At 66.7% G+C, this 18,337-nt stretch carries 16 protein-coding genes; 3 read left to right on the top strand and 13 right to left on the bottom strand.

What is annotated here, in order from left to right; translation table 11 throughout:
* Window positions 1-88: 88 nt before the first annotated feature.
* Entirely contained in the window at window positions 89-3,463 is a 3,375-nt protein-coding gene (locus ACFPZN_RS41560; protein WP_378288092.1) for a pyruvate carboxylase, read from the bottom strand.
* Between the two features lie 559 nt (window positions 3,464-4,022).
* Here ACFPZN_RS41560 and ACFPZN_RS41555 point away from each other — a divergent pair.
* The 3 genes from ACFPZN_RS41555 (at window position 4,023) to ACFPZN_RS41545 (ending at window position 5,793) form a co-directional block, all read left to right on the top strand.
* Window positions 4,023-4,685, top strand: a complete 663-nt coding sequence (locus ACFPZN_RS41555; RefSeq protein ID WP_378288091.1) for a MinD/ParA family ATP-binding protein — start codon at window positions 4,023-4,025, stop codon at window positions 4,683-4,685.
* A gap of 161 nt (window positions 4,686-4,846) precedes the next feature.
* Window positions 4,847-5,014: a hypothetical protein gene (locus ACFPZN_RS41550; RefSeq protein ID WP_378288090.1), complete on the top strand. Its 168-nt coding sequence runs from the start codon at window positions 4,847-4,849 to the stop codon at window positions 5,012-5,014.
* The gene (locus tag ACFPZN_RS41545) at window positions 5,011-5,793 is read left to right on the top strand and encodes a DUF6177 family protein (RefSeq protein ID WP_378288089.1); all 783 of its coding nucleotides are present in this window, start codon (window positions 5,011-5,013) and stop codon (window positions 5,791-5,793) included. Before ACFPZN_RS41550 ends, ACFPZN_RS41545 begins: the two co-directional genes overlap by 4 nt.
* On the opposite strand, the gene ACFPZN_RS41540 is transcribed toward ACFPZN_RS41545, so the two are convergent.
* From ACFPZN_RS41540 to eccD, 12 genes are all read right to left on the bottom strand, one after another.
* The gene (locus ACFPZN_RS41540; RefSeq protein ID WP_378288088.1) at window positions 5,765-6,202 is read right to left on the bottom strand and encodes a hypothetical protein; all 438 of its coding nucleotides are present in this window, start codon (window positions 6,200-6,202) and stop codon (window positions 5,765-5,767) included. The two genes, ACFPZN_RS41545 and ACFPZN_RS41540, sit on opposite strands and share 29 nt — an antisense overlap.
* Window positions 6,203-6,949: 747 nt before the next feature.
* Window positions 6,950-7,381: a hypothetical protein gene (locus tag ACFPZN_RS41535; RefSeq protein ID WP_378288087.1), complete on the bottom strand. Its 432-nt coding sequence runs from the start codon at window positions 7,379-7,381 to the stop codon at window positions 6,950-6,952.
* Between the two features lie 1,046 nt (window positions 7,382-8,427).
* On the bottom strand, window positions 8,428-8,784 hold the full coding sequence (locus ACFPZN_RS41530) for a hypothetical protein (RefSeq protein ID WP_378288086.1): 357 nt from the start codon (window positions 8,782-8,784) through the stop codon (window positions 8,428-8,430).
* Window positions 8,785-9,452: 668 nt separating this feature from the next.
* A complete protein-coding gene (locus tag ACFPZN_RS41525) occupies window positions 9,453-10,040 on the bottom strand; it encodes a WXG100 family type VII secretion target (protein WP_378288085.1) in 588 nt (195 codons plus the stop codon).
* A gap of 241 nt (window positions 10,041-10,281) precedes the next feature.
* On the bottom strand, window positions 10,282-10,590 hold the full coding sequence (locus tag ACFPZN_RS41520; protein ID WP_378288084.1) for a YbaB/EbfC family nucleoid-associated protein: 309 nt from the start codon (window positions 10,588-10,590) through the stop codon (window positions 10,282-10,284).
* Window positions 10,591-10,652: 62 nt separating this feature from the next.
* On the bottom strand, window positions 10,653-11,321 hold the full coding sequence (locus tag ACFPZN_RS41515) for a YbaB/EbfC family nucleoid-associated protein (protein ID WP_378288083.1): 669 nt from the start codon (window positions 11,319-11,321) through the stop codon (window positions 10,653-10,655).
* Entirely contained in the window at window positions 11,318-12,433 is a 1,116-nt protein-coding gene (locus ACFPZN_RS41510; protein ID WP_378288107.1) for a S8 family serine peptidase, read from the bottom strand. Before ACFPZN_RS41510 ends, ACFPZN_RS41515 begins: the two co-directional genes overlap by 4 nt.
* A gap of 1,541 nt (window positions 12,434-13,974) precedes the next feature.
* On the bottom strand, window positions 13,975-14,322 hold the full coding sequence (locus ACFPZN_RS41505) for a DUF2563 family protein (protein ID WP_378288082.1): 348 nt from the start codon (window positions 14,320-14,322) through the stop codon (window positions 13,975-13,977).
* A 114-nt stretch (window positions 14,323-14,436) separates the two neighbouring features.
* On the bottom strand, window positions 14,437-14,733 hold the full coding sequence (locus tag ACFPZN_RS41500) for a WXG100 family type VII secretion target (RefSeq protein WP_378288081.1): 297 nt from the start codon (window positions 14,731-14,733) through the stop codon (window positions 14,437-14,439).
* Window positions 14,734-14,746: 13 nt separating this feature from the next.
* On the bottom strand, window positions 14,747-15,061 hold the full coding sequence (locus ACFPZN_RS41495) for a WXG100 family type VII secretion target (protein WP_378288080.1): 315 nt from the start codon (window positions 15,059-15,061) through the stop codon (window positions 14,747-14,749).
* A gap of 222 nt (window positions 15,062-15,283) precedes the next feature.
* On the bottom strand, window positions 15,284-16,630 hold the full coding sequence (eccB, locus tag ACFPZN_RS41490) for a type VII secretion protein EccB (protein ID WP_378288079.1): 1,347 nt from the start codon (window positions 16,628-16,630) through the stop codon (window positions 15,284-15,286).
* Window positions 16,631-16,645: 15 nt separating this feature from the next.
* Window positions 16,646-18,025 (bottom strand): type VII secretion integral membrane protein EccD, encoded by a 1,380-nt coding sequence (eccD, locus tag ACFPZN_RS41485; RefSeq protein ID WP_378288078.1) that lies wholly within the window; start codon window positions 18,023-18,025, stop codon window positions 16,646-16,648.
* Window positions 18,026-18,337 lie beyond the last annotated feature (312 nt).

The following is an 18,337-nucleotide window of genomic DNA, read 5'->3' as shown; positions in this document are numbered from 1 at the left end:
ATCGACATCCTGCGGAAGTCAGCCTAAGCCGACCCCCGCGCCATGGCGCCACCGGTCCCGGAGATGATGCCGGGACCGGTGGTGCGGCTCAGGAAATGACCAGCAGGAGGTCCCCGGCCTGGACGGGCGTCGCCTCCGGAACGGCCAGCCGGGTGACGGTCCCGCCGACCGGCGCGGTGATGGCGGCCTCCATCTTCATCGCCTCGATCGTGGCGACCACGTCACCGGCCTCCACCGTGTCGCCCCTGGCGACCCGCAGCGTCACCGACCCGTCGAACGGCGCCGGGACCTGCCCCGGCTCGGACGGGTCCGCGCGCTCCACCGGCGGCGCGTCCGCGGCCACCGAGCGGTCCCGCACCGACAGCGTGCGCAGCTGACCGTTCACCGTGCAGATGACCTGCCGGAAACCCGCCTCGTCGAGGTCGCCGACCGCCTCGAGCCCGGCCAGCACGCGCACGCCCGGCTCCAGGTCGAAGGAGACCTCCTGGCCGGTGTGCAGCCCGTACAGGAACGCCCCGGTCGGCAGCACCGACAGGTCGCCGTACGCCGCCCGCGACTCCCGGAAGTCCTTCGCCGGCCCCGGGAACAGCAGCCGGTCGAGGGTGTCGCGGACCTGCGGCCCGGCCAGGTCCTTCTCCTCGTCGCTGGTCAGCTCGGCGCGCGCCGGGGCGTACTGCCGCCCCGCCAGCGCCCGGCCGCGGAACGGCTCGGGCCAGCCGCCGGGCGGGTCGCCCAGCTCGCCGTTCAGGAACCCGACCACGCTGTCCGGCACGTCGTAGCGCTCGGGGTGCGCGGCGAAGTCGTCCGGGTCGGCGCCGGCGGCCACCAGGTGCAGCGCCAGGTCGCCCACGACCTTGCTGGACGGGGTCACCTTGACCAGCCGCCCCAGGATCCGGTCGGCCGCCGCGTACAGCCGCTCGATCTCCTCGAACCGGTCGCCCAGGCCGAGCGCGACCGCCTGCTGCCGCAGGTTGGACAGCTGCCCGCCGGGGATCTCGTGCTGGTAGACGCGCCCGGTCGGCGACGGCAGCCCCATCTCGAACGGCGCGTACAGCTTCCGCACCGCCTCCCAGTAGGGCTCCATCACGGTGAGCGAGTCCAGGTCGATCCCTGTGGCGCGCTCGGTGAAATCGGTGTGCGCGACGATGGCCTGCAACGGGGGCTGGCTCGTGGTGCCCGACAGGGGTGCGGCTGCGCCGTCCACGGCGTCCACCCCCGCTTCCACGGCCGCGAGGTACGTCGCCAGCTGACCGCCCGCCGTGTCATGCGTGTGCAGGTGGACGGGGAGGTCGAAGCGTTCGCGCAACGCAGTCACGAGCGTGCGCGCCGCAGGGGCCCTCAGCAGGCCCGCCATGTCCTTGATGCACAACACGTGAACGCCCGCCTCGACCAGCTCCTCCGCCAGGCGCAGGTAGTAGTCGAGCGTGTAGAGCTTCTCCCCGGGAGAGGACAGGTCGCCCGTGTAGCAGAGCGTCCCTTCCACCACGGCGTGCGTCTGGAGAACAGCGTCGATCGCAGGACGCATCCGCTCCACGTCGTTCAGTGCGTCGAACACCCGGAAGATGTCCACGCCCGTACGCGCGGCCTCGTCGACGAAGGCGCGCGCCACCGAGTCGGGGTACGGCGTGTACCCCACGGTGTTGCGCCCGCGCAGCAGCATCTGCAGGCACATGTTGGGCGCCGCCTCACGAATGGCCGCCAAACGCTCCCAAGGCGACTCGCCCAGGAAGCGCAGCGCGACGTCGTACGTGGCGCCGCCCCACGCCTCCAGAGAGAACAGCTGCGGAGTCATCCGCGCCAGATACGGGGCCGCCGACAGCAGGTCGAACGTGCGCACCCGCGTCGCCAGGAGCGACTGGTGCGCGTCCCGGAACGTGGTGTCGGTGACGCCGACGGCCTTCTGCGCCCGCAACTGCTCCGCGAACGCCCTCGCCCCCAGCGCCAGCAGCCGATCCCGGGAGCCCTCGGGGAACGGACCGTCCAGCGCGATCCCCTCGGGCAGCTTGGTCGCCGGGTCCAGATCGGTCGGAGCGTCACCGTTCGGCCTGTTGACCGTGACGTCCGCGAGATAACGGACCAGCCGGGTCGCGCGGTCACCACTGGAACGCGCCGTCAGCAACTCGGGATGATCGACGATGTAGGCCGTCGTCACCCCGCCCGCCTGGAAGTCGTCCTCCTCCAGCAGCGCCCGCAGGAACGGGATGTTGGTCGCCACACCGCGGATCCGGAACTCCGCCACCGCCCGCCGCGCCCGCCGCACCGCGTCCTCGAACGTCCGGCCCCGGCAGGTCAGCTTCACCAGCATCGAGTCGAAGTGCGGCGTCACCACCGCACCCGCGTACGTCGTCCCGGTGTCGAGCCGCACACCCGCGCCGCCCGGCGACCGGTACGCCGAGATCTTCCCCGTGTCGGGCCGGAAGCCGTTGGCCGGGTCCTCGGTCGTGATCCGGCACTGCACCGCGAACCCCGAGACCTGCACGTTCTCCTGCGCGATCGACAGGTCGGCCAGCGTCTCGCCGCCCGCGATGCGCAACTGGCTCTGCACCAGATCCACACCGGTGACCTCCTCGGTCACCGTGTGCTCGACCTGGATCCGCGGATTCATCTCGATGAACACGTGCCGGCCCGCCGCGTCCACCAGGAACTCCACGGTGCCCGCGTTCACGTACCCGATCTCCCGGGCGAACCGCACCGCGTCCTCGCACAGCCGCTCCGCCACCGCCGGGTCCAGCCGCGGCGCCGGCGCGATCTCCACGACCTTCTGGTGCCGCCGCTGCACCGAGCAGTCACGCTCCCGCAGATGCACGATGTGCCCGGCGCCGTCCGCCAGCACCTGCACCTCGATGTGGCGGGGCCGGTCCACCGCCTGCTCCAGAAAGACCGTCGGATCGCCGAACGCGCTCTCGGCCTCCCGCCGCGCCGTCTCCACCGCCGCCGGGAGGTCCTCCCGCCGATCGACGCGCCGCAGCCCGCGCCCGCCGCCGCCCGCCGCCGCCTTGACGAACAGCGGGAACCCGATCTCGTCGGCCGCCACCGCCTCCTCGCCCGGCTCCGGCGTCGCCGACCGCAGCACCGGCAACCCGGCCCGCCGCGCCGCCGCCACCGCCTCGATCTTGTTCCCGGCCAGCTCCAGCACCCCGGCCGGCGGCCCCACGAACGTCAGCCCGTTCCGCTCGCACGCCGCCGCCAGTTCGGGACTCTCCGAAAGGAACCCGTACCCGGGGTACACCGCGTCGGCCCCCACCCGAACCGCGGTCTCCACGATCCCGTCCACGTCCAGGTACGCCCGCACGGGATGGCCGTGCTCCCCGATCTCGTACGCCTCGTCGGCCTTCTGCCGGTGCAGGGACAACCGGTCCTCATAGGCGTAGACCGCCACGCTGGCGATCCCGAGCTCATAGGCGGCGCGGAACGCCCGTACGGCGATCTCACCGCGGTTGGCGACGAGCACTTTCTTGATCACGGCGTAACTCCCAGGAGACGGTTCGGCAGAGGCCGCCCCCTACACGACGGCCTCCCGGGCTCAACGTCGAGCGGCCCCCAACATAGCCCGCGAACGACGCACGCCTGATACCTACCCCCTGCCCCCTCCCGTCCACTCCGCCCGACAACCAACCCCCTGAACCGTCAACGGCGTTCTGACTAGACTCGTCCGCACCCCGCTTGTTCGTCCACGAAGGAGATCGGTGTCCGATCGGGACTGGCAGCACGAGGTACTGAGCGAGCTGGGCACCCTGGAAGCAGGCCTGTTCCCACCCCACCCACTCCCGCCCTTGACACCCCTGCGAACCAACCCACCGCCACCGGCTCCCTTGCCGGCGCCCGTCCCGCGCTCGGAAACCCCACCCGCACGTCCGACCCCAGGCGGCCAGCGCAACCCCCACGGCGACCGTGCCATCAAGCGTCTGGGCCGGAGCATGCGCAAAGCGGTGGGCGCATCCGCCACAACAGGGGAACGGGACAGGTCCGAGCTCACCGCCCAGCTCAGCGTCCCCGTACGCTCCTGCCGCCGGATCGCGGTCATGAGCATCAGGGACGGCGCAGGTAAGAGCAGCATCGCGGCACTCCTCGCCAGGACGATCCAGCAGCACCGCGACGACCGAGTCCTCGCCATCGACGCGGACCCCGGCCTAGGCGCTCTCCCCCGACGCCTGGGCGTTGCAGGACAAACAAGCTCCCTACAAAGCATCATCGCCGCACGCCCCCGCTCCTGGGCCGAGGCATCCCCCCACCTGGCCCACACAGAAACAGGCGTGTGGGTACTAGGAGCCCAAGAACTAACCCACGACGCGTACCGATCCGGCGCCGGCCTACTGAGCCGCTACTTCTCCGTCGCCATCATCGACTGCAGCACCGGCATAGGATCACCCCTCCACCAGAGCATCCTGAGCTCCGCCCACGCCCAGGTGTTCGTCGTCCCCGGAACACAAGACGGAGCGGTCAGCGCCCAAGCCGCCCTCCACCACCTCCAGGAGAACGGCCACAACCCCGTGGTCGCACTGGTCGCCCACACCCCCGACGCACGCGACCTCCTGAACACAGACGCAATCATCGTCCCGTTCGACCGCCACCTCGAGACAGGCACCACCATCACCCCGGATCGGGTCGGCGCGGCCACGCACACGGCCATCGCTCGCATCGCAGCCGAGTCCTTTGGACGAGCCCAGAGGGAAGGGACACTGTGAGCCGGGAGTACGTCGCACTCCTACGAGAACCCCCAGAGGTACGCCCCCTCCTCCAGAGCTCAGCCCGCCTACGAGGCACACACCTATCAATAGGCGACCACGAAGGAACCACTCACCTCGTCGACCCCACCGGCCGCCTCCTCGTCCACCTAGGCCGCCCCATGCGCATCGACGTACCGGGCGAGGTGGAACGCCTCCTGCACACAACGGTCCCCCTGCCGACCTGGTGGATCGACATACGGGCCGCGCTCAACGCCACCGCCATCGCCCTCCACTGCGCGGAAGAACTGGTCTCCCGCCACGGCGGAACCGTATGGAGAGCCTCATGACCGCGGACGCCCGTACGGACGACGCCACGGTAATCCTGACCGACCGCACGATCGTCCCGCTGACCGCGGACATAGCCGAGCAGGCAACCCACTCCAAGGCCCTCCAGTTGGTCACCCCCATCACCAGCCGCATAACACTGCCCCTGCGAGCCCTCATCAACGCAGGAAAAGCCCGCTGGATCGTCCGCCACCAGAACGGCTACTACGACGGCCTGACCGGACGCCCCATGACATGGAACAACGCCTTCGTACCGACCCCGAACGCACAGGACTACGCCCCCGGCTACAAGACCCCGCCCACAGCCCTGGGCGTCCACCTGACCTTCGTGGCACGCGCCCAGCCCACCTTCATCGAGCCCCTGACACGCCTACTCACCAACGAACCACCCAAAGGCTGGGGCCCCACAGAACCCGTCCAACACCCCTGGACCTCTCAACTCCCCGCAGGAACCCGCATCATCACCGTAGGCACCCACTGCCAAGCCCTCACCGACTCCACCACGACAACACTCACCGTCGCCTACGCAGACACGCCGCCCCTGGAGCGACTCCCCACGCTCCTAACGACCCTGTACGCAACGCACCCGTTCCAATCCCTCCTCGTCCACGTCGGCAACGGCCGTCCAGACCTGACCACCGAACCCCGCTGGATAGGCACCCCCACCCCGGTGGGCCTGGCCCTGGGTAGGAGCCCCATATCGTGGTTCCCCCTGACCGACTGGCCGAGCTACCAGCAGCTCCTCCAACGCCTCAGGGGGTCCGCTTCCGGATCTCGTTGATGAGCTTCTGCATCGTCTTCTTCTGCTCCGGCGGCCCCGTCAACTGCACCGCGACCCCCACACGCCCGCCTCCCTTAGGCGTGAACACACGGCTCAGAGCGACCCGCACCACGCGCTCCCCCTCCTCGTTCTCCGCCTCGACCTCCGCGTACATCGTCGTGGAGTCGATCTGACGCCAGTCCCCCTCCTCCACAAGAATCTGCTCACGCAGCGCCTTCCGCTCGCCCTCCCCACAAGAAGCCGAGCACTTCTGCACCGCCACCATCCCTCCGGCCCCGCTCCCCGACGGAGGAAACGTGCCGCCCTCATCAACGCAGATCCACCGGCTCTCGAACGGCTTCTTCTCACTACGCATGCACCCCCAAGTCCCAGGTGCGTCGAACTCAAACGGCAAGCCCTCCAACTTCATGTGGTACGTCTTCTCGCCCTCCCCATACGTAGGCCCCGCCACAGGCCCATCAGGCCCATCAGGCCCCTGAGGAACCCGCGGACTGGCGGAAGCCGACGCACTAGCCGAAGGCCGCGCAACCGAAGGAGACGGAACCGGCGCACCCCCGCCCCCCGGCGACCACACAAAAGCAACAACCAACGCCCCGAGAAGTACCCCAGCACACACAAGCCCCGCAACAACCCGCCACCGCACCGCAGAAGGCTCCTGAGGCACCGCCTCATTCACCACATGCGGCACCGCGAAATCCACCCCCGCATCCGGGCTGGCCCACTCCCCCGCAGACCAGTGAGGCTCGAACCCAGGCCCACCCTCCGCGGCACCCGCAGTCAGCCCAGCCGCATCCAGCACCCCAACGGCATCCCCCAATGGCCCCTCATACGGAAAAGCAACCCACCCCAACACCCCACGAGGCGCAGCGTCCCGAACCCTCCCCTCCTCGACAAGCGCCCCCACCGCAGCCTCGAACCGCTCCCGCACCGCCGAGTCCGCAGCCGCCGCAGACCGCAACACCGCCACCGCGACCTGCCGCCCCTCCCGGTCCTCCCCCAAGAACACAACCCCCGCGCCATGCTCCTCCAGCCGCCCCCGAAGCGTGAACGCCCCCAAAATCCGAGGATCCCCAACCCTCAAAGCACCCATCCCACTCCCTCCGAAACCAACCCACCCCTTAAGACGCCCCCAACCCCCACCCCGTTTCCCCCACCCTCAACAAACCGGATCATCAGCCAGCCGACGCAACCTTTCGGCGACACCACTCACATCCGGACCATCCGGACGAGCGGCAACGATTTCATCCGCCAACGCGCGGAGTTCCCCAGGGGGAAGCAACGCGAACCGCTTATCCCTATTCCGAAGCCAAACCCGAACAGCACGGCCTCCCTCCTCGCTGACCTCCAGAACCGGCGCGGGAATACCGGGCAACCCAATTTTGCCCGCGTCCATCCGCACTACGGCCCGCGAGAGATCATACCGACGATCCCGCAACACACCTCGACGCCAAAGACAGCCGCTCTCGAAGAAGAAGCTTCGCCGATGCATAACAACACCGAGCAGAATCACGAACGGCACGGACACCGCCACAGCCACACTAAGAACGACCGCCAGTACCTTATCCCCGTCAACCGAGAGGTCATCCACCACTCTTACCGTGAAGACAACGGCACCGACCGTCCCCAAAACCAAAATGAGCCATGCAACCCATGCACTGACCCCAGGCCCTGTGGACAGTTCAACCCGCCCGCCCCCCAAGACCACACCACCTAACTGTCATCACACTCCTAATCTGACAATCTCCGGAGCCGGGTCGCGACCGCCATAGCCTCAGGATCAACCGCACATTTAGAAACAATTGAATCCGCAAGTGCCCTTATTTGGTCAGGGGGCAGCAATGATAGCCGATGGTCACGATTACGCAACCAAAGCACGGCATCACGCTTACCCTGAGAGCTGATGACGAGGCGTGGCACTGGGGACCCGCCAACCCCTATAGTCCTAGATTGCAAGGACAGTGATACTGTAGAAAAATCGTAAGACTGATTACGGAAGACCCCCTTGCGCCACAGTAGGCCATCTTCAAGCCAGTAGGACCGACGATAGGCAGTCACCACCATCGACACAATGGCAACAAAAAAAGAAAGGCATGCGACAAACAAGATCACCGCAAAGAGTTGGTCACCAGCCGCCATCAGCACTGGCATGGCGTACACAGAAAATCCAAGGAAGATCGCGGCCGCTAGAACGTTTCCTCCCCACAGCAGGCCACCACGTCGCCCCGGGCCAGTGCTGAGTTGCACTCGTTCTCGTACGGGCATGGTTCACCAGCTCACGAAGTGAGGTAATTTTGGACTATTGAATCTTCGATTTCACTCTGAAACAATTACCAAGAGCCCCGGCCTGTCGAGACCGACTCAGAGAGAATGCCCCGTCGCATCTCTTAACTTATTAAGGGGTCAACCATTCGCTGATCTGTTTCATCCTAGCCTCGAGCCCCAGCAAGCCTATTACTTCTTGCTGTACGCTCTTCTGGCGCCATCGACACCACATCGCGAACACTGATCCCACCATACGACCGCTGGAGACAAGTAGTCTTCTTCTCGCCCACGAGCCCATGTGATATGCGCGAAACGAGTCAAAAGCCCTGTTCCTAGAGGTCTAACAGGCTTTTTCAGTTCGGCTGAGCGGATTCATCGGGGTCGTTGCACCTGGTAGGTGCTGTAAAGGGCCCGAATGGCCAGTAGGAAGTGCTGGGCGACCTTCTTCTCCCGGCCGTCATAGGCATCCGCAGCCTTCCACAGGGCAGCGGCGGTCTTCCCCAGGGTATCTGCACCGTCATCTATCTTATGGGCCATCTCCCGAGCAGCGACCTGGTAGCTCTCCACGATCCCGACCTCCGCCCCGAGGCTCCCGAAAGCATCACCAGGAATCGCCGTATGAACGGTGATTGCACGTGACGCCAACGCCCAGAACGATGCGCCTTCGAGCACATCCTCCCCGGCTTGCTTGATGCGGTTTCGACGATGCGAGACCTGCGTATTACTCAACAATCCTCCCTACCTCCACGCGCCGCGTGACAGTGCCGGAGCGGCGCGTTACTTGAGATTTGCCGAACCTTCATTGGCCAACCGAGTCGCGATTTCGCCCCTTTTACCGGAAGGCATGCTCCGAAGATTGCCACCGAAAACATTGATCTGGCCGCCGAGCCCTCCGCGACGCAAGGGGATCGTCAAGAAGTCAGGTGACCAGGACCAGGAGCCATTGGCCTTGAGCCCTCGCGGGTACACCCAGCACGCTTGCCCACCCGGGACAGAGATGGTCCTGCAGTTGCCATAGGCAACGGACTTTTCCCGAAAATATGCCTCGCCCGTCGCCTCCGGCAGCTTCTCGTACCAGGTGGATCCATCCGGCCCAGGGAAAACACTGATGTGCAAAGACAGCGCCTTGGGTCCCCGCTGCTCGGGGCGATAAGATTTACTGCGCCAGACACATCCGTACGAGTGCTCGCTCCTGGCCTTCTCATTCGGCCCGAGAACCTCTTGGCGGAGCTCGTCCCCCACCAGAGTGCACGGGTCGGGTCCGCGCAAGGTTGATTGTGCAGGTACGGCACGTTCTGTTGACGGCACCGCGGAAGGTCTGGCCCTCGGAGCGGCCTCACCCGAGCAGGCTGCCACCACCGCCAGACCACCCATGACGCAGACGGCCCGTGCGCCCTTCATTTGGCTTCCCAACCGGCCCTGTTACCAAGCCCGCCGGGAGGACTCACCGGCTTCTGCAGCTTGCTCGCCGTGCCTTGAATCTTTGCTATGTACGTCTTGTACTCGGTGATGGCGGTCTTACTGCCCGCATGAATGTTATTGATTCCCGAAGCGAAGTTCTGCAGAACCTGCGTCATGGCTTCCGTCATGGTCACCTGGTCGGCATACTGTTGCGCATTCCTGTACTGAACGATCAATGGACCGATTTGGATCGATGCCTCTCTGGCCGCGGCCACGGCATTGATATAGGAGGTCTGCAGAACGCCGGCAGCCTCAGCCAGCTGAATGCCAACCTCGAGAAGTGCATCCCGATTGTCTTTGGATTTATCCTGGTTCTTGCCCATGTACTCTTTGAAGTTGTCATAGGCAGGCCCTTCCCAGTGGGCCCCCAACGCCGTATACGACGTCTCGATCGACTCCATTGACATCGCAATGAGGTTCGCCGCCCCACGCCAGGCGTCCACCGCTCTGTAAACTGCCTCGGGGTTGCCCTTGAGGCCCGCGAGCTTGTCAAGCGCAACCTGCCAGGCGACAGCCGAGCCCACAATGGCACCGGCACTCTTGATCAGGCTGGTACTGAGCGGTGGGTCAGCCCCCTGGCCGCCGCGGTTCCCCCTGTTCCCTTGGTTGCCGCTCGGTCGTGAGTTCCCTCCACCTCCTGGGCGAGGCCCCCTGGCCCCTCCGCCCCCAGGACCGAAACCAAGGCCAGTGAAACCCCGATGATACGGCTGATATCTGTCGTACAGCGGCATTTCTAGGTCCCCTTCATCGATTCGGCCTCGTCACTCACCAGATTTTGACAGCGGCCCGTTCGGCCAGATCCGCCACGCGTCGGGCGTTGGCTGCATTGAAGGCTTGAAGCACACGCTCCGCCAGCAGACTGCGGTCCGAGAGCCGGACAGTATGAATGTCCAATTCGACAGCTACCACACGGCCTCGTCCGTCCACCTTCACCTGGCCCAGCCCAGGCTTGATGTCCTGCACCCAGTGAAGCTCGGCGGCTTCGTCTTCGAGGTCGTCCAATGCCTCGACGTAGTCACGGAGAGCGGACACCTCTGCATCACTCCGCGCCATGGCCGTCGCGAGGTCCTCCAAGGCTCGATCGAGGCGGCGTTCGGGGTTGTCGCTGCTTCCGCCGCGATAGACGTCTCCTGCCCTCACAACCGGCTGCCGTTTTCGAAGCGGCGCTCGATCTCCTCAGCCGAGGACTGCGCGAATTCGATGCCCTGTCTCTGAGCCGCGTCCACACACTGCGCGATCCGTTGTCCCAGCTTCGCGGCCGTCGATCCCAGCGGCGCGTCGGGGTCGATGTAGAGATCGGTCAACTGCCCGTAGCCGTTGACGGTCGCCTGGACGTCGCCCTGGGCCGATTCTTGGTGGAAGCGCATCTCGAACAGTTCGGCTTCGAGTGCTTTCATGGATTCTCTGTAGCGAGGATCGGGCGTCATCATCTCGACGCTCTGGGGAGGGTCTTGCTTTTGCTGTGGGGTGAACGTCGGAGCCTCGACCAATGACGTATTCGCATCGCCGGCCACCCGAGCGCGTGACAGCCACTGATGCGCTCGAACCTGCACTTCCCGCTCATCCACGGATTCATAGGTGGAATAGACCTGGGCCGCCCCTGCTGTTTCCTGCGGTCCTACAGGCTCTCCGGTCTCGCTTTCCTCCGCGATCCCGCCGGGCAGGCCGGCCGCGCTATCGCGCTCGGCGTCGCCCTCTCTACGAGTTGAGCGAGCCCCTCGCATGCCCGCTGGATACTCAGCTACCTCCGCATCACTGGCGAAGCCCGCATTTATCGCATCTTTGATTCGTTTTTTCGGTGTCATCGAGTTCTTCCCATGATGCGTCTTGCAGCGAAGGCGATGACGGCGAGCCCCACGACCGAACCGGCAATACCAAGCAGAAGCCCTGTACTGCTGCCGCCGCCCTGTACTTTTTCATTGGCCACTGCGCGCGTGTGCTGCGCAGGCGACTCTGTCTTGGGGACGTCCGGTGCCATGCCCTGCAGAGTGTCCAGCTTTTCGTAAGCGGGATTGCGTGCGTTGTGCGGGACCTCGGCGGTAAGCGCTAGATAGGGAATCATCGCACCATTCCCCGTCCATTTGTCCCAGCCCTTGGGGCCCACGTCCTTCGCGGTCGCCACCAGCCGTTGCACGACTTCACGGCCCGACATAGCGGAATAGTGCGAACGCATGAGGGCGATGACGCCGCTCGAGAGCGCAGCCGCCTGGCTCGTGCCGTTGAGGTTCGGGCGAAAGCGGCCGTCCTTCATGGTGGCCCCCACACTCACTCCCGGACCGGCGACCATGACGTTTCTCCCCGGTGCGCTCTTCTCCCAGATTTTCAGGTCATGGCTCAACGCGCCGACCGAGAGCACTCCCGCACAGTCGCCGGGTGCGGTGTCGGGTTCACGAGGATCGTTTCCCGAAGCCGCGACGATGACGACATCGTTACTTATTGCATAGCTCACGGCATCCTGGATGGAGTCGGTGCACCTGTAGCCGACTCCCTCCGAAAAGTTGATCACTTTGGCGCCATGGTCGACAGCGTAGCGAATGGCCTCGGGATAGTTGTATTGGCTGGAGGCTTGAATCGGCAGGATTCTGGATTCCGGAGCCACACCCATCATCCGGCTGCCGCGCCCCTGGCCCGCTATCAGTGTCGCCATCGCCGTACCGTGGCCGCCTAGTTCGGAGTCGCTGTCAACACGTCCGTCACCTCGTGCTTGAGTGCCTGTCTCCGAGTAGGCGATCCCGGGGAGCACCACGCCTTGCAGGTCAGTTATATCCGCCTGGACGCCGCTGTCGATCAGAGCCACGGTGACGCCTCGACCTCGGCTGATGGGCCACACCTTGTTCTGAATCTCCCAAGCCTGAAACCACCACTGTTCACCCCGGGGCCCAGGGGCAGCCAATGCCGTGGGAGCATGGCAGAGCATGAGCGGCAAGGCGGCGACGCCGACCAGGATGACCCGGGCTATACGCGCCTTCCCTATTGCCTCGTCGCTCGGTCCTACGGCAATGGCCTTATCGTCGCTTCGCCGGCTACTTTTCATCGCCGCCGATGACGCGTGGGGCCACGTCCTCATCTTCGGCCCAGAGGTCATCCTCATCGAGGATGCGGGGGGTTCGGATCGCTTCCCCAGCTCCGCGACGTCCGGCGCCGAGACCAGTCGCCCCAGGGAGGGCGGACGTCCGATGCTCCGTCGGGGAACCCTGCCAGGGAGCGCTGCCGCTGGGAGTGGCGCCTGCCCGTGAAATGGCGCTTGGGGGCGTCGCTCCAGGACGGATCACACCTCCCGGAGACAGGCCGCCTACGGGACGTGAGCCGTTGGTCGTGGAATGCCCGCTCGGGGTGCTGACGCCTCCGATGATCCCTCCTGCGCGGCTGACCGGTGGCGGCCCCGATCCGGGGACACCTCCTGATCCGACATGGCCGGGAACGGGGCCGGCGCCTCTGAGCACGCCACCGCTGGGCCCTGGACCGCGAAGGGGCATCTCAGCGTTTCCTGTCAGGGGTGAGTGCCCCACAGGAAGCCCAGGCCGTTTACCCGTGGTCACGCCTTGCGCGGGCGTCGTCATCGTGGGAACACCCGGTGAGAGTTCCCCCGAGCCGGGAGGCCGTGGACCCATGTTGAAAGGTGGATCCGCGTGTTGGGGGCCGGGTCCGCCGGTTATAGGCGCAATGCCCTCCAGCTCCGACGCGTTCCGCATATCGGGCCGCATATCGGGCTGGCCAGGAGTCTGCGGGCCGGGGTGTGGATCCGACAGGAGGGGACCACCACCGCCGTGCGGGCTCGCGGCCATGCCGCCTTGCGACGCTCCGGCCGGACCTGTGTAGGACTCCGGAACGGTGCCCGCACCGCTCGTTCCGCCAGCGGAACCCGTGGCCCCACCGTCAATGCGTCGTTGCGGGCCGCCGGGAAGACCGACTGCCACCGTCTCCGGGATCTGGTCGAATGCGGCTGAAAGGCTGGTGTTGGTACTTGCCAGGTGTTGCTGCGCGCGTTTGTCGTCTGCGTAACGCGCAGGACTCGCGTCCGGAGCGCCGGGTCTGGAGATCACTCCCAGCCCTTCGGGGTTCTGCTTCGGTGGCATGCTGCTCTGTGCGGATTCAAGGGCGGCTCGGACCGCGCTCGCCGCAGACTGGAACCTGGTACTGACGTCGGCCAACGTCCCCGAGGCTTCGATAAGCTGCTTCATCTCGGCCACGCCGAGCTGTTGGGCGTCGCTCTGCCATATGGCGTTCAGCTGGCGCACATGCCGACCGAGGGAGTCCTCGGCCCGTCGCAGTGCGCCGTGCGCCTTGTGATAGGCCAACCAAATCTCTTGAAGCGGGACCGCACTGGCAGCCTGCAGATGCGCTGCCACGGCGTCGTAGTTGTACTGGGTCGGGTCCCCCTGCCCGAGCGTCCCCGGCCTGAGGTCGTAGGCCCGATCCTTCTTGCTCATCGTTTATTCCGATCCCCGTTGGCCCGACTCACCTGTGCTGCCACGGAACCACACCTGTACCTCCACCGCCCTGAACGGCCCGGGCCCGGTCTGCGGCAGCGGCTTCGGTGCGCTCGTAGTTCTCCGCCGCGCGCTGCAAGCGCGTGATCAGCGCTTGATAGGCGTCGCAGTAGTCGCGCAGCCCGCGCACCATGTTCTGGTGCGCGGAGTCCAGGTTCCATCCGAGTTGCTGCGCGACGTCCCACCCGCCGATACGACCGGCCGCCTTGGAGCCTCCGGCCAGGGCGTCCAGCGCCGCCCTGAGCTCGGTGAGATCACGTTCCATCTCTCCGGCCATCTGGCGTAGCCGGCGGCGCCGAACCTCGATGGGATTCATTTCACCGGCCTCGCATGATCACTGGGGCCGTGCGACGAGCCCGACTATCGGTCGGTGTCGGCCATTCACCCCTGGGAGCCACAGCGTTCCTTCCCCGTGGTGTTCTGTGGTTCGTCAGCCGCCGAACATGGCGGTGTTGCGGCGTTCGGTGGTGAGGTAGCCGTCGTGGGAGTCGCCGATGGCCTGGCCCATGTTGTGGACGACCTGGCCGAGCTGCTCGCCGGCGGCGTTCCACTGCTTCTGCATAGCCTGGTATGCCTGGTCCGCGTCGCCCTCCCATTCGGCGAGGGTGGACTGGACCTTGCTCTGCAGTTCGTTGAGGGCGGCCTTGTACTCGTTCAGGGCCTTGGCGAAGCTGGCCTGGGCCTCTTTCATCGCGCCGAAGTTGACCAGCGTGTAGTCGGTGCTCACGGTGTCCTCCTCGTCAGCCGTTGATCATGCCGGTGAGCTTGTTGACCCTGGCGGCAGTCTCGGCCTCGTTGGCGGCGTAGGTGACGCGGGCGTCGCCGAGCTTCTGCTGGATCTTGTTGAGGTCGGTGAGGACCTTGACGAACTGCTGGTCGAACTGCTGGTAGACCTTCACGAAGGCCATGGCGCCCTCGCCCTTCCAGCGGGCCGCGAGGGCCTTCTGCTCGGCCTCGAGCCTGGCCCGGGTGCCGCGCAGCTGCCGCTCGGCGTGTTCGATGGCGTCCGCGCCCTTGCGCATGCCTTCCCGGCTGTGCGCCGACTGCTGTGTCACCGCGTTCTCCTTGTGGATGGACGACATGAGGCATCACAAGGCGCGCCCCCTACTCCCTGTAGCGCTTCGAAAGCGACACACCCCGTGACAGCGAGCAAGTTCGAGCGTAGGGATCAGGGAACGCGGGTGTCCACGCCCAGCACATGAGGGGTTTTCAGACTCTCGGGCAACAGGTCCGCCGACCCCGCAGTTGATCTGCGCGAGCGTTGTCAAGACGCACACTTACGTGGCCGGAACCGGCCGCAGTGCGGCCGCTGAGGAGAGGATGGGGCCAGGGCGGAAAAGGTTGATGAGGTTGACCGGTATCGGCACTGCGGTGTTCACCGAGTAGCCGAGTTTGGTGGCGTCGTCGGACGTGGCGATGGGGTGGCGGACGCCCTGTTCGGTGATCAATGAGAATGCCTGGGGTTTTTGTCCCGGTTGGGAGAGCGTGCCGGCGAATGTGCCGCCACCAGGGAGGACGACCTGGTCCAGGGCGGTGGAAACGGGAGCGGCGGGAGCGGGAGGGAGGTGGGCGTCCAGGGTGAAGCGGACCTCCGTCGAAAGCCGGCCGGTATTCCGGTAGACCGCGCAGAGTGACTGGTCGGGACGGTGCGCAGAAATTTGGGGCGGGTCTTCGGGGATATTTCGGTTGTAGAGGGCGGTGCGGGAGGGCCTCGTGTTCGCCGCGCCGGGAGAGATGTCGCGCGGCGGGCCGGCTCCGGCCGAGTCGAGCAGAAGGCGGGCTTGGGTTTGCGAGACGCTCGCCAGGCCGTCCGGCAGCTGGACGTACCAGCGGGTCGGCGTGCCCGCGACGGCGGCGACCCTGAACACCTGGCCGACCTGGGCTGGGGCGCCGTCCGGGCCCGGGCGGGTCTGGCCCCGGTCCGGCACGGGAGGCGCCGCGAAGTCGGGCCCCTGCGGGAGGCCGTTGAGCCAGCGCTCGTCGACCGGGGTCGGCTGGTCCGCGCTCAGGACGCGGGCGGCCCTCGGGGAGACGCGCATCCGGGTGTCACGCCAGATGAGCCATGACTGAGGGCCGCCCTGGACGAGCACTCCTTGGTTGTCGGCGAGCTTGCTTCCGCCTATGTCACGGCCGCCGATGAGGGACACGCGTGAGCCGGTGGTGCAGAGGGACCATGGCGCCTTGGTGAGCTTGTCCGGGGCGGGTAGCGACTCGGGTGCGCCTTGGATTCCCGTGACCGGGCCTCTGCCGTACTTGGCCAAGGACCTCGCGGAGACCGTCTTGCGCTGGATGGAGGTCGTGGACATCGCCAGGCGTGCGGAGGCGTAGTTGAGGAACGGGATGAGTTTCCTGTCCTGGGGGCTGTAGGCGTAGGTGGCGCCCGTCTCCTTCTCGATGATGACGAGGCCCGGTTGCTCCAGGTTGCGGGCGCCGCCCTTGAAGACGAGGCCGGAGATGCCGAACCCGGCGGCGACCAGGACGACGACCATGACGCCGCACAGCGCGCCGACGCCCGTGCGTCGGAGAGGTGATTCGGCGGCTCCGGGCTTGCCCTGGAGGAGGGCCAGGGCGACCCGCTGGGTCATCAGCCGGTGCGCCTGGTAGAGGTCCTTGCGCGTTTGCATGCGTCGTCCCCGAGATCAGCCGGCCAGGCCGCGCAGCCAGGAGTAGAGGTTCAGCAGGCCCATGGCCAGTGGGAAGAGGCTGATGACGAGGGCCAGGTCGACGATGTCCCCGGCCCGCCCCCAGAACGGCGTCGGCTTGTGGGCGGGCAGCCGGAGCGCCATGAGCATGGTGATGGTCACGGCCAGGACCATGGGGACGATGACGGCGAGCACGGGCGCGGTGGCGGCCCAGCGCAGGCACAGGAGCGCCAGGCCCGCCAGGCCCGCGCCCAGCATCCACGTCCGCTGCCATCGTCCGTGGAAGACGCGGGCGCGGAGCAGGAGAACGAGCGAGATGCAGACGCTCATGATGATGTGCAGTACGCCTTTGCCGGGCACAAGGAAGAACTGTGCGGCCAGGGCGACCAGCCCCACACCGGCCACGAGCCCGGTGGTGAAGCGGTCCGCCTCTCTTGTGCGGCGCAGCAGCATCGAGCCGTTGAAGGTCTGGGCGCTCCGCAGTTCTTCGGCGGTCTCCGGTACGGGCGGCAGCGGCAGGCGGGCCAGCCGGAACGCCAGCGAGGGGATCAGCGCGGTCAAGGTCAGGCAGAGCGACGCCACGAACGCCGCCGTCCCGTATGGGCTGAGCCCGGCGACCTGGACGAGCCCGGTGGAGACGACGCCGAGGAGTGAGGCGAAGCCGACCCCGAGGAAGGTGGGAAGTCCGGCCGTGGTGGCGAAGGCGGACGTGATCGCCGCGAGGGTGGCGGCGGCGAGGGCGGCGAGCAGGTGCGGTGCTCCCAGGTCGAGGAGCTCGACCGGGCGGGCCGGGGCGAGCAGGCCGCCGAGGAACGCGTACGGAAGTGACGCGAAGCCCAGCACCGAGCCCGCGGTGGCGTCGCCGACGGCGCGGGAGAGGACGACGCCGCCCAGCAGGAGCGCCACCGCGATGGCGGACGCGGCGATCGCGGACGGCCCCCAGGACGGGCCGGCCAGAGCCAGCGCGACCGCGCCGGCGGTCAGGAGCGCCGCGCTCGCCGCCAGTCCGAAACGGCGGGTGTTCTCCGGACGCCAGCGTTCGGAGTGCTCGTTGACGGCGGTCGCGACGACGTCGGCCACGTCGTCGAAGGTGACCTCGGGCAGCTGGGCGAGTTCGGGACGGAAATAGAGCAGCTCGCCGTCGCGCACGCCCAGGGACGACAGTGTTTGTGACTCGTCCAGGGGAGGCTCGTCAAGCCGTTGGAGCACCCAGCCCGAATGGGCGAGCCCGGCGTCCGCCAGCTCCCGCCCGGCCACCTGCAGCAGGGTGGGCAGGAGGTGGGCCAGCGGAATGTCCGCGGGCAGCGACAGGTCGACGCGCCGTTGCGGGGCGACCAGTACGACGCGGCAGAGGTCGGCCCCAGCCAACGTGTTCACACGGCCTCCGGTCTCACACCTTCGGCGGCGCTTCTCCGCGGGCGCCGGCCCGGTGATTCCGTGGCGCCGATTCGGTCATGAGGCGAACCGGTATTCGGCACAGAAGAAAAAGGGAGCATGATCATAACGCGGAAGAAACCCCGATCTGGCGGACGGCGCACGATGATACTTTGACACGCGTCGACGGGGAATGTCGGGGGCATCGGGGGCTTTTGGATATCAACCGGACTCCGATGGTGATCTGCGGCACGTTCCCACAGTCGGAGATGAGCGGGTGAATTGTCCGGTTCCTGGCTTCCCGGGGTACCGAAA

Origin of the sequence: Actinomadura rugatobispora (assembly GCF_042656285.1) — a bacterium.
Classification (GTDB): domain Bacteria; phylum Actinomycetota; class Actinomycetes; order Streptosporangiales; family Streptosporangiaceae; genus Spirillospora; species Spirillospora rugatobispora.
The sequence above is the reverse complement of the archived record's forward strand: the minus strand, read 5'-3'. Positions and strand labels throughout refer to the sequence as shown.

Excerpts from the sequence above, each read along its gene's own strand:
- ACFPZN_RS41555 (WP_378288091.1), top strand. The coding sequence starts at position 4,023 with ATGAGCATCAGGGACGGCGCAGGTAAGAGCAGCATCGCGGCACTCCTC.
- ACFPZN_RS41550 (WP_378288090.1), top strand. The coding sequence starts at position 4,847 with ATGCGCATCGACGTACCGGGCGAGGTGGAACGCCTCCTGCACACAACG.
- ACFPZN_RS41545 (WP_378288089.1), top strand. The coding sequence starts at position 5,011 with ATGACCGCGGACGCCCGTACGGACGACGCCACGGTAATCCTGACCGAC.
- ACFPZN_RS41540 (WP_378288088.1), bottom strand. The coding sequence starts at position 6,202 with ATGAAGTTGGAGGGCTTGCCGTTTGAGTTCGACGCACCTGGGACTTGG.
- ACFPZN_RS41515 (WP_378288083.1), bottom strand. The coding sequence starts at position 11,321 with ATGACACCGAAAAAACGAATCAAAGATGCGATAAATGCGGGCTTCGCC.
- ACFPZN_RS41510 (WP_378288107.1), bottom strand. The coding sequence starts at position 12,433 with ATGCTCTGCCATGCTCCCACGGCATTGGCTGCCCCTGGGCCCCGGGGT.
- ACFPZN_RS41505 (WP_378288082.1), bottom strand. The coding sequence starts at position 14,322 with ATGAATCCCATCGAGGTTCGGCGCCGCCGGCTACGCCAGATGGCCGGA.
- eccB (WP_378288079.1), bottom strand. The coding sequence starts at position 16,630 with ATGCAAACGCGCAAGGACCTCTACCAGGCGCACCGGCTGATGACCCAG.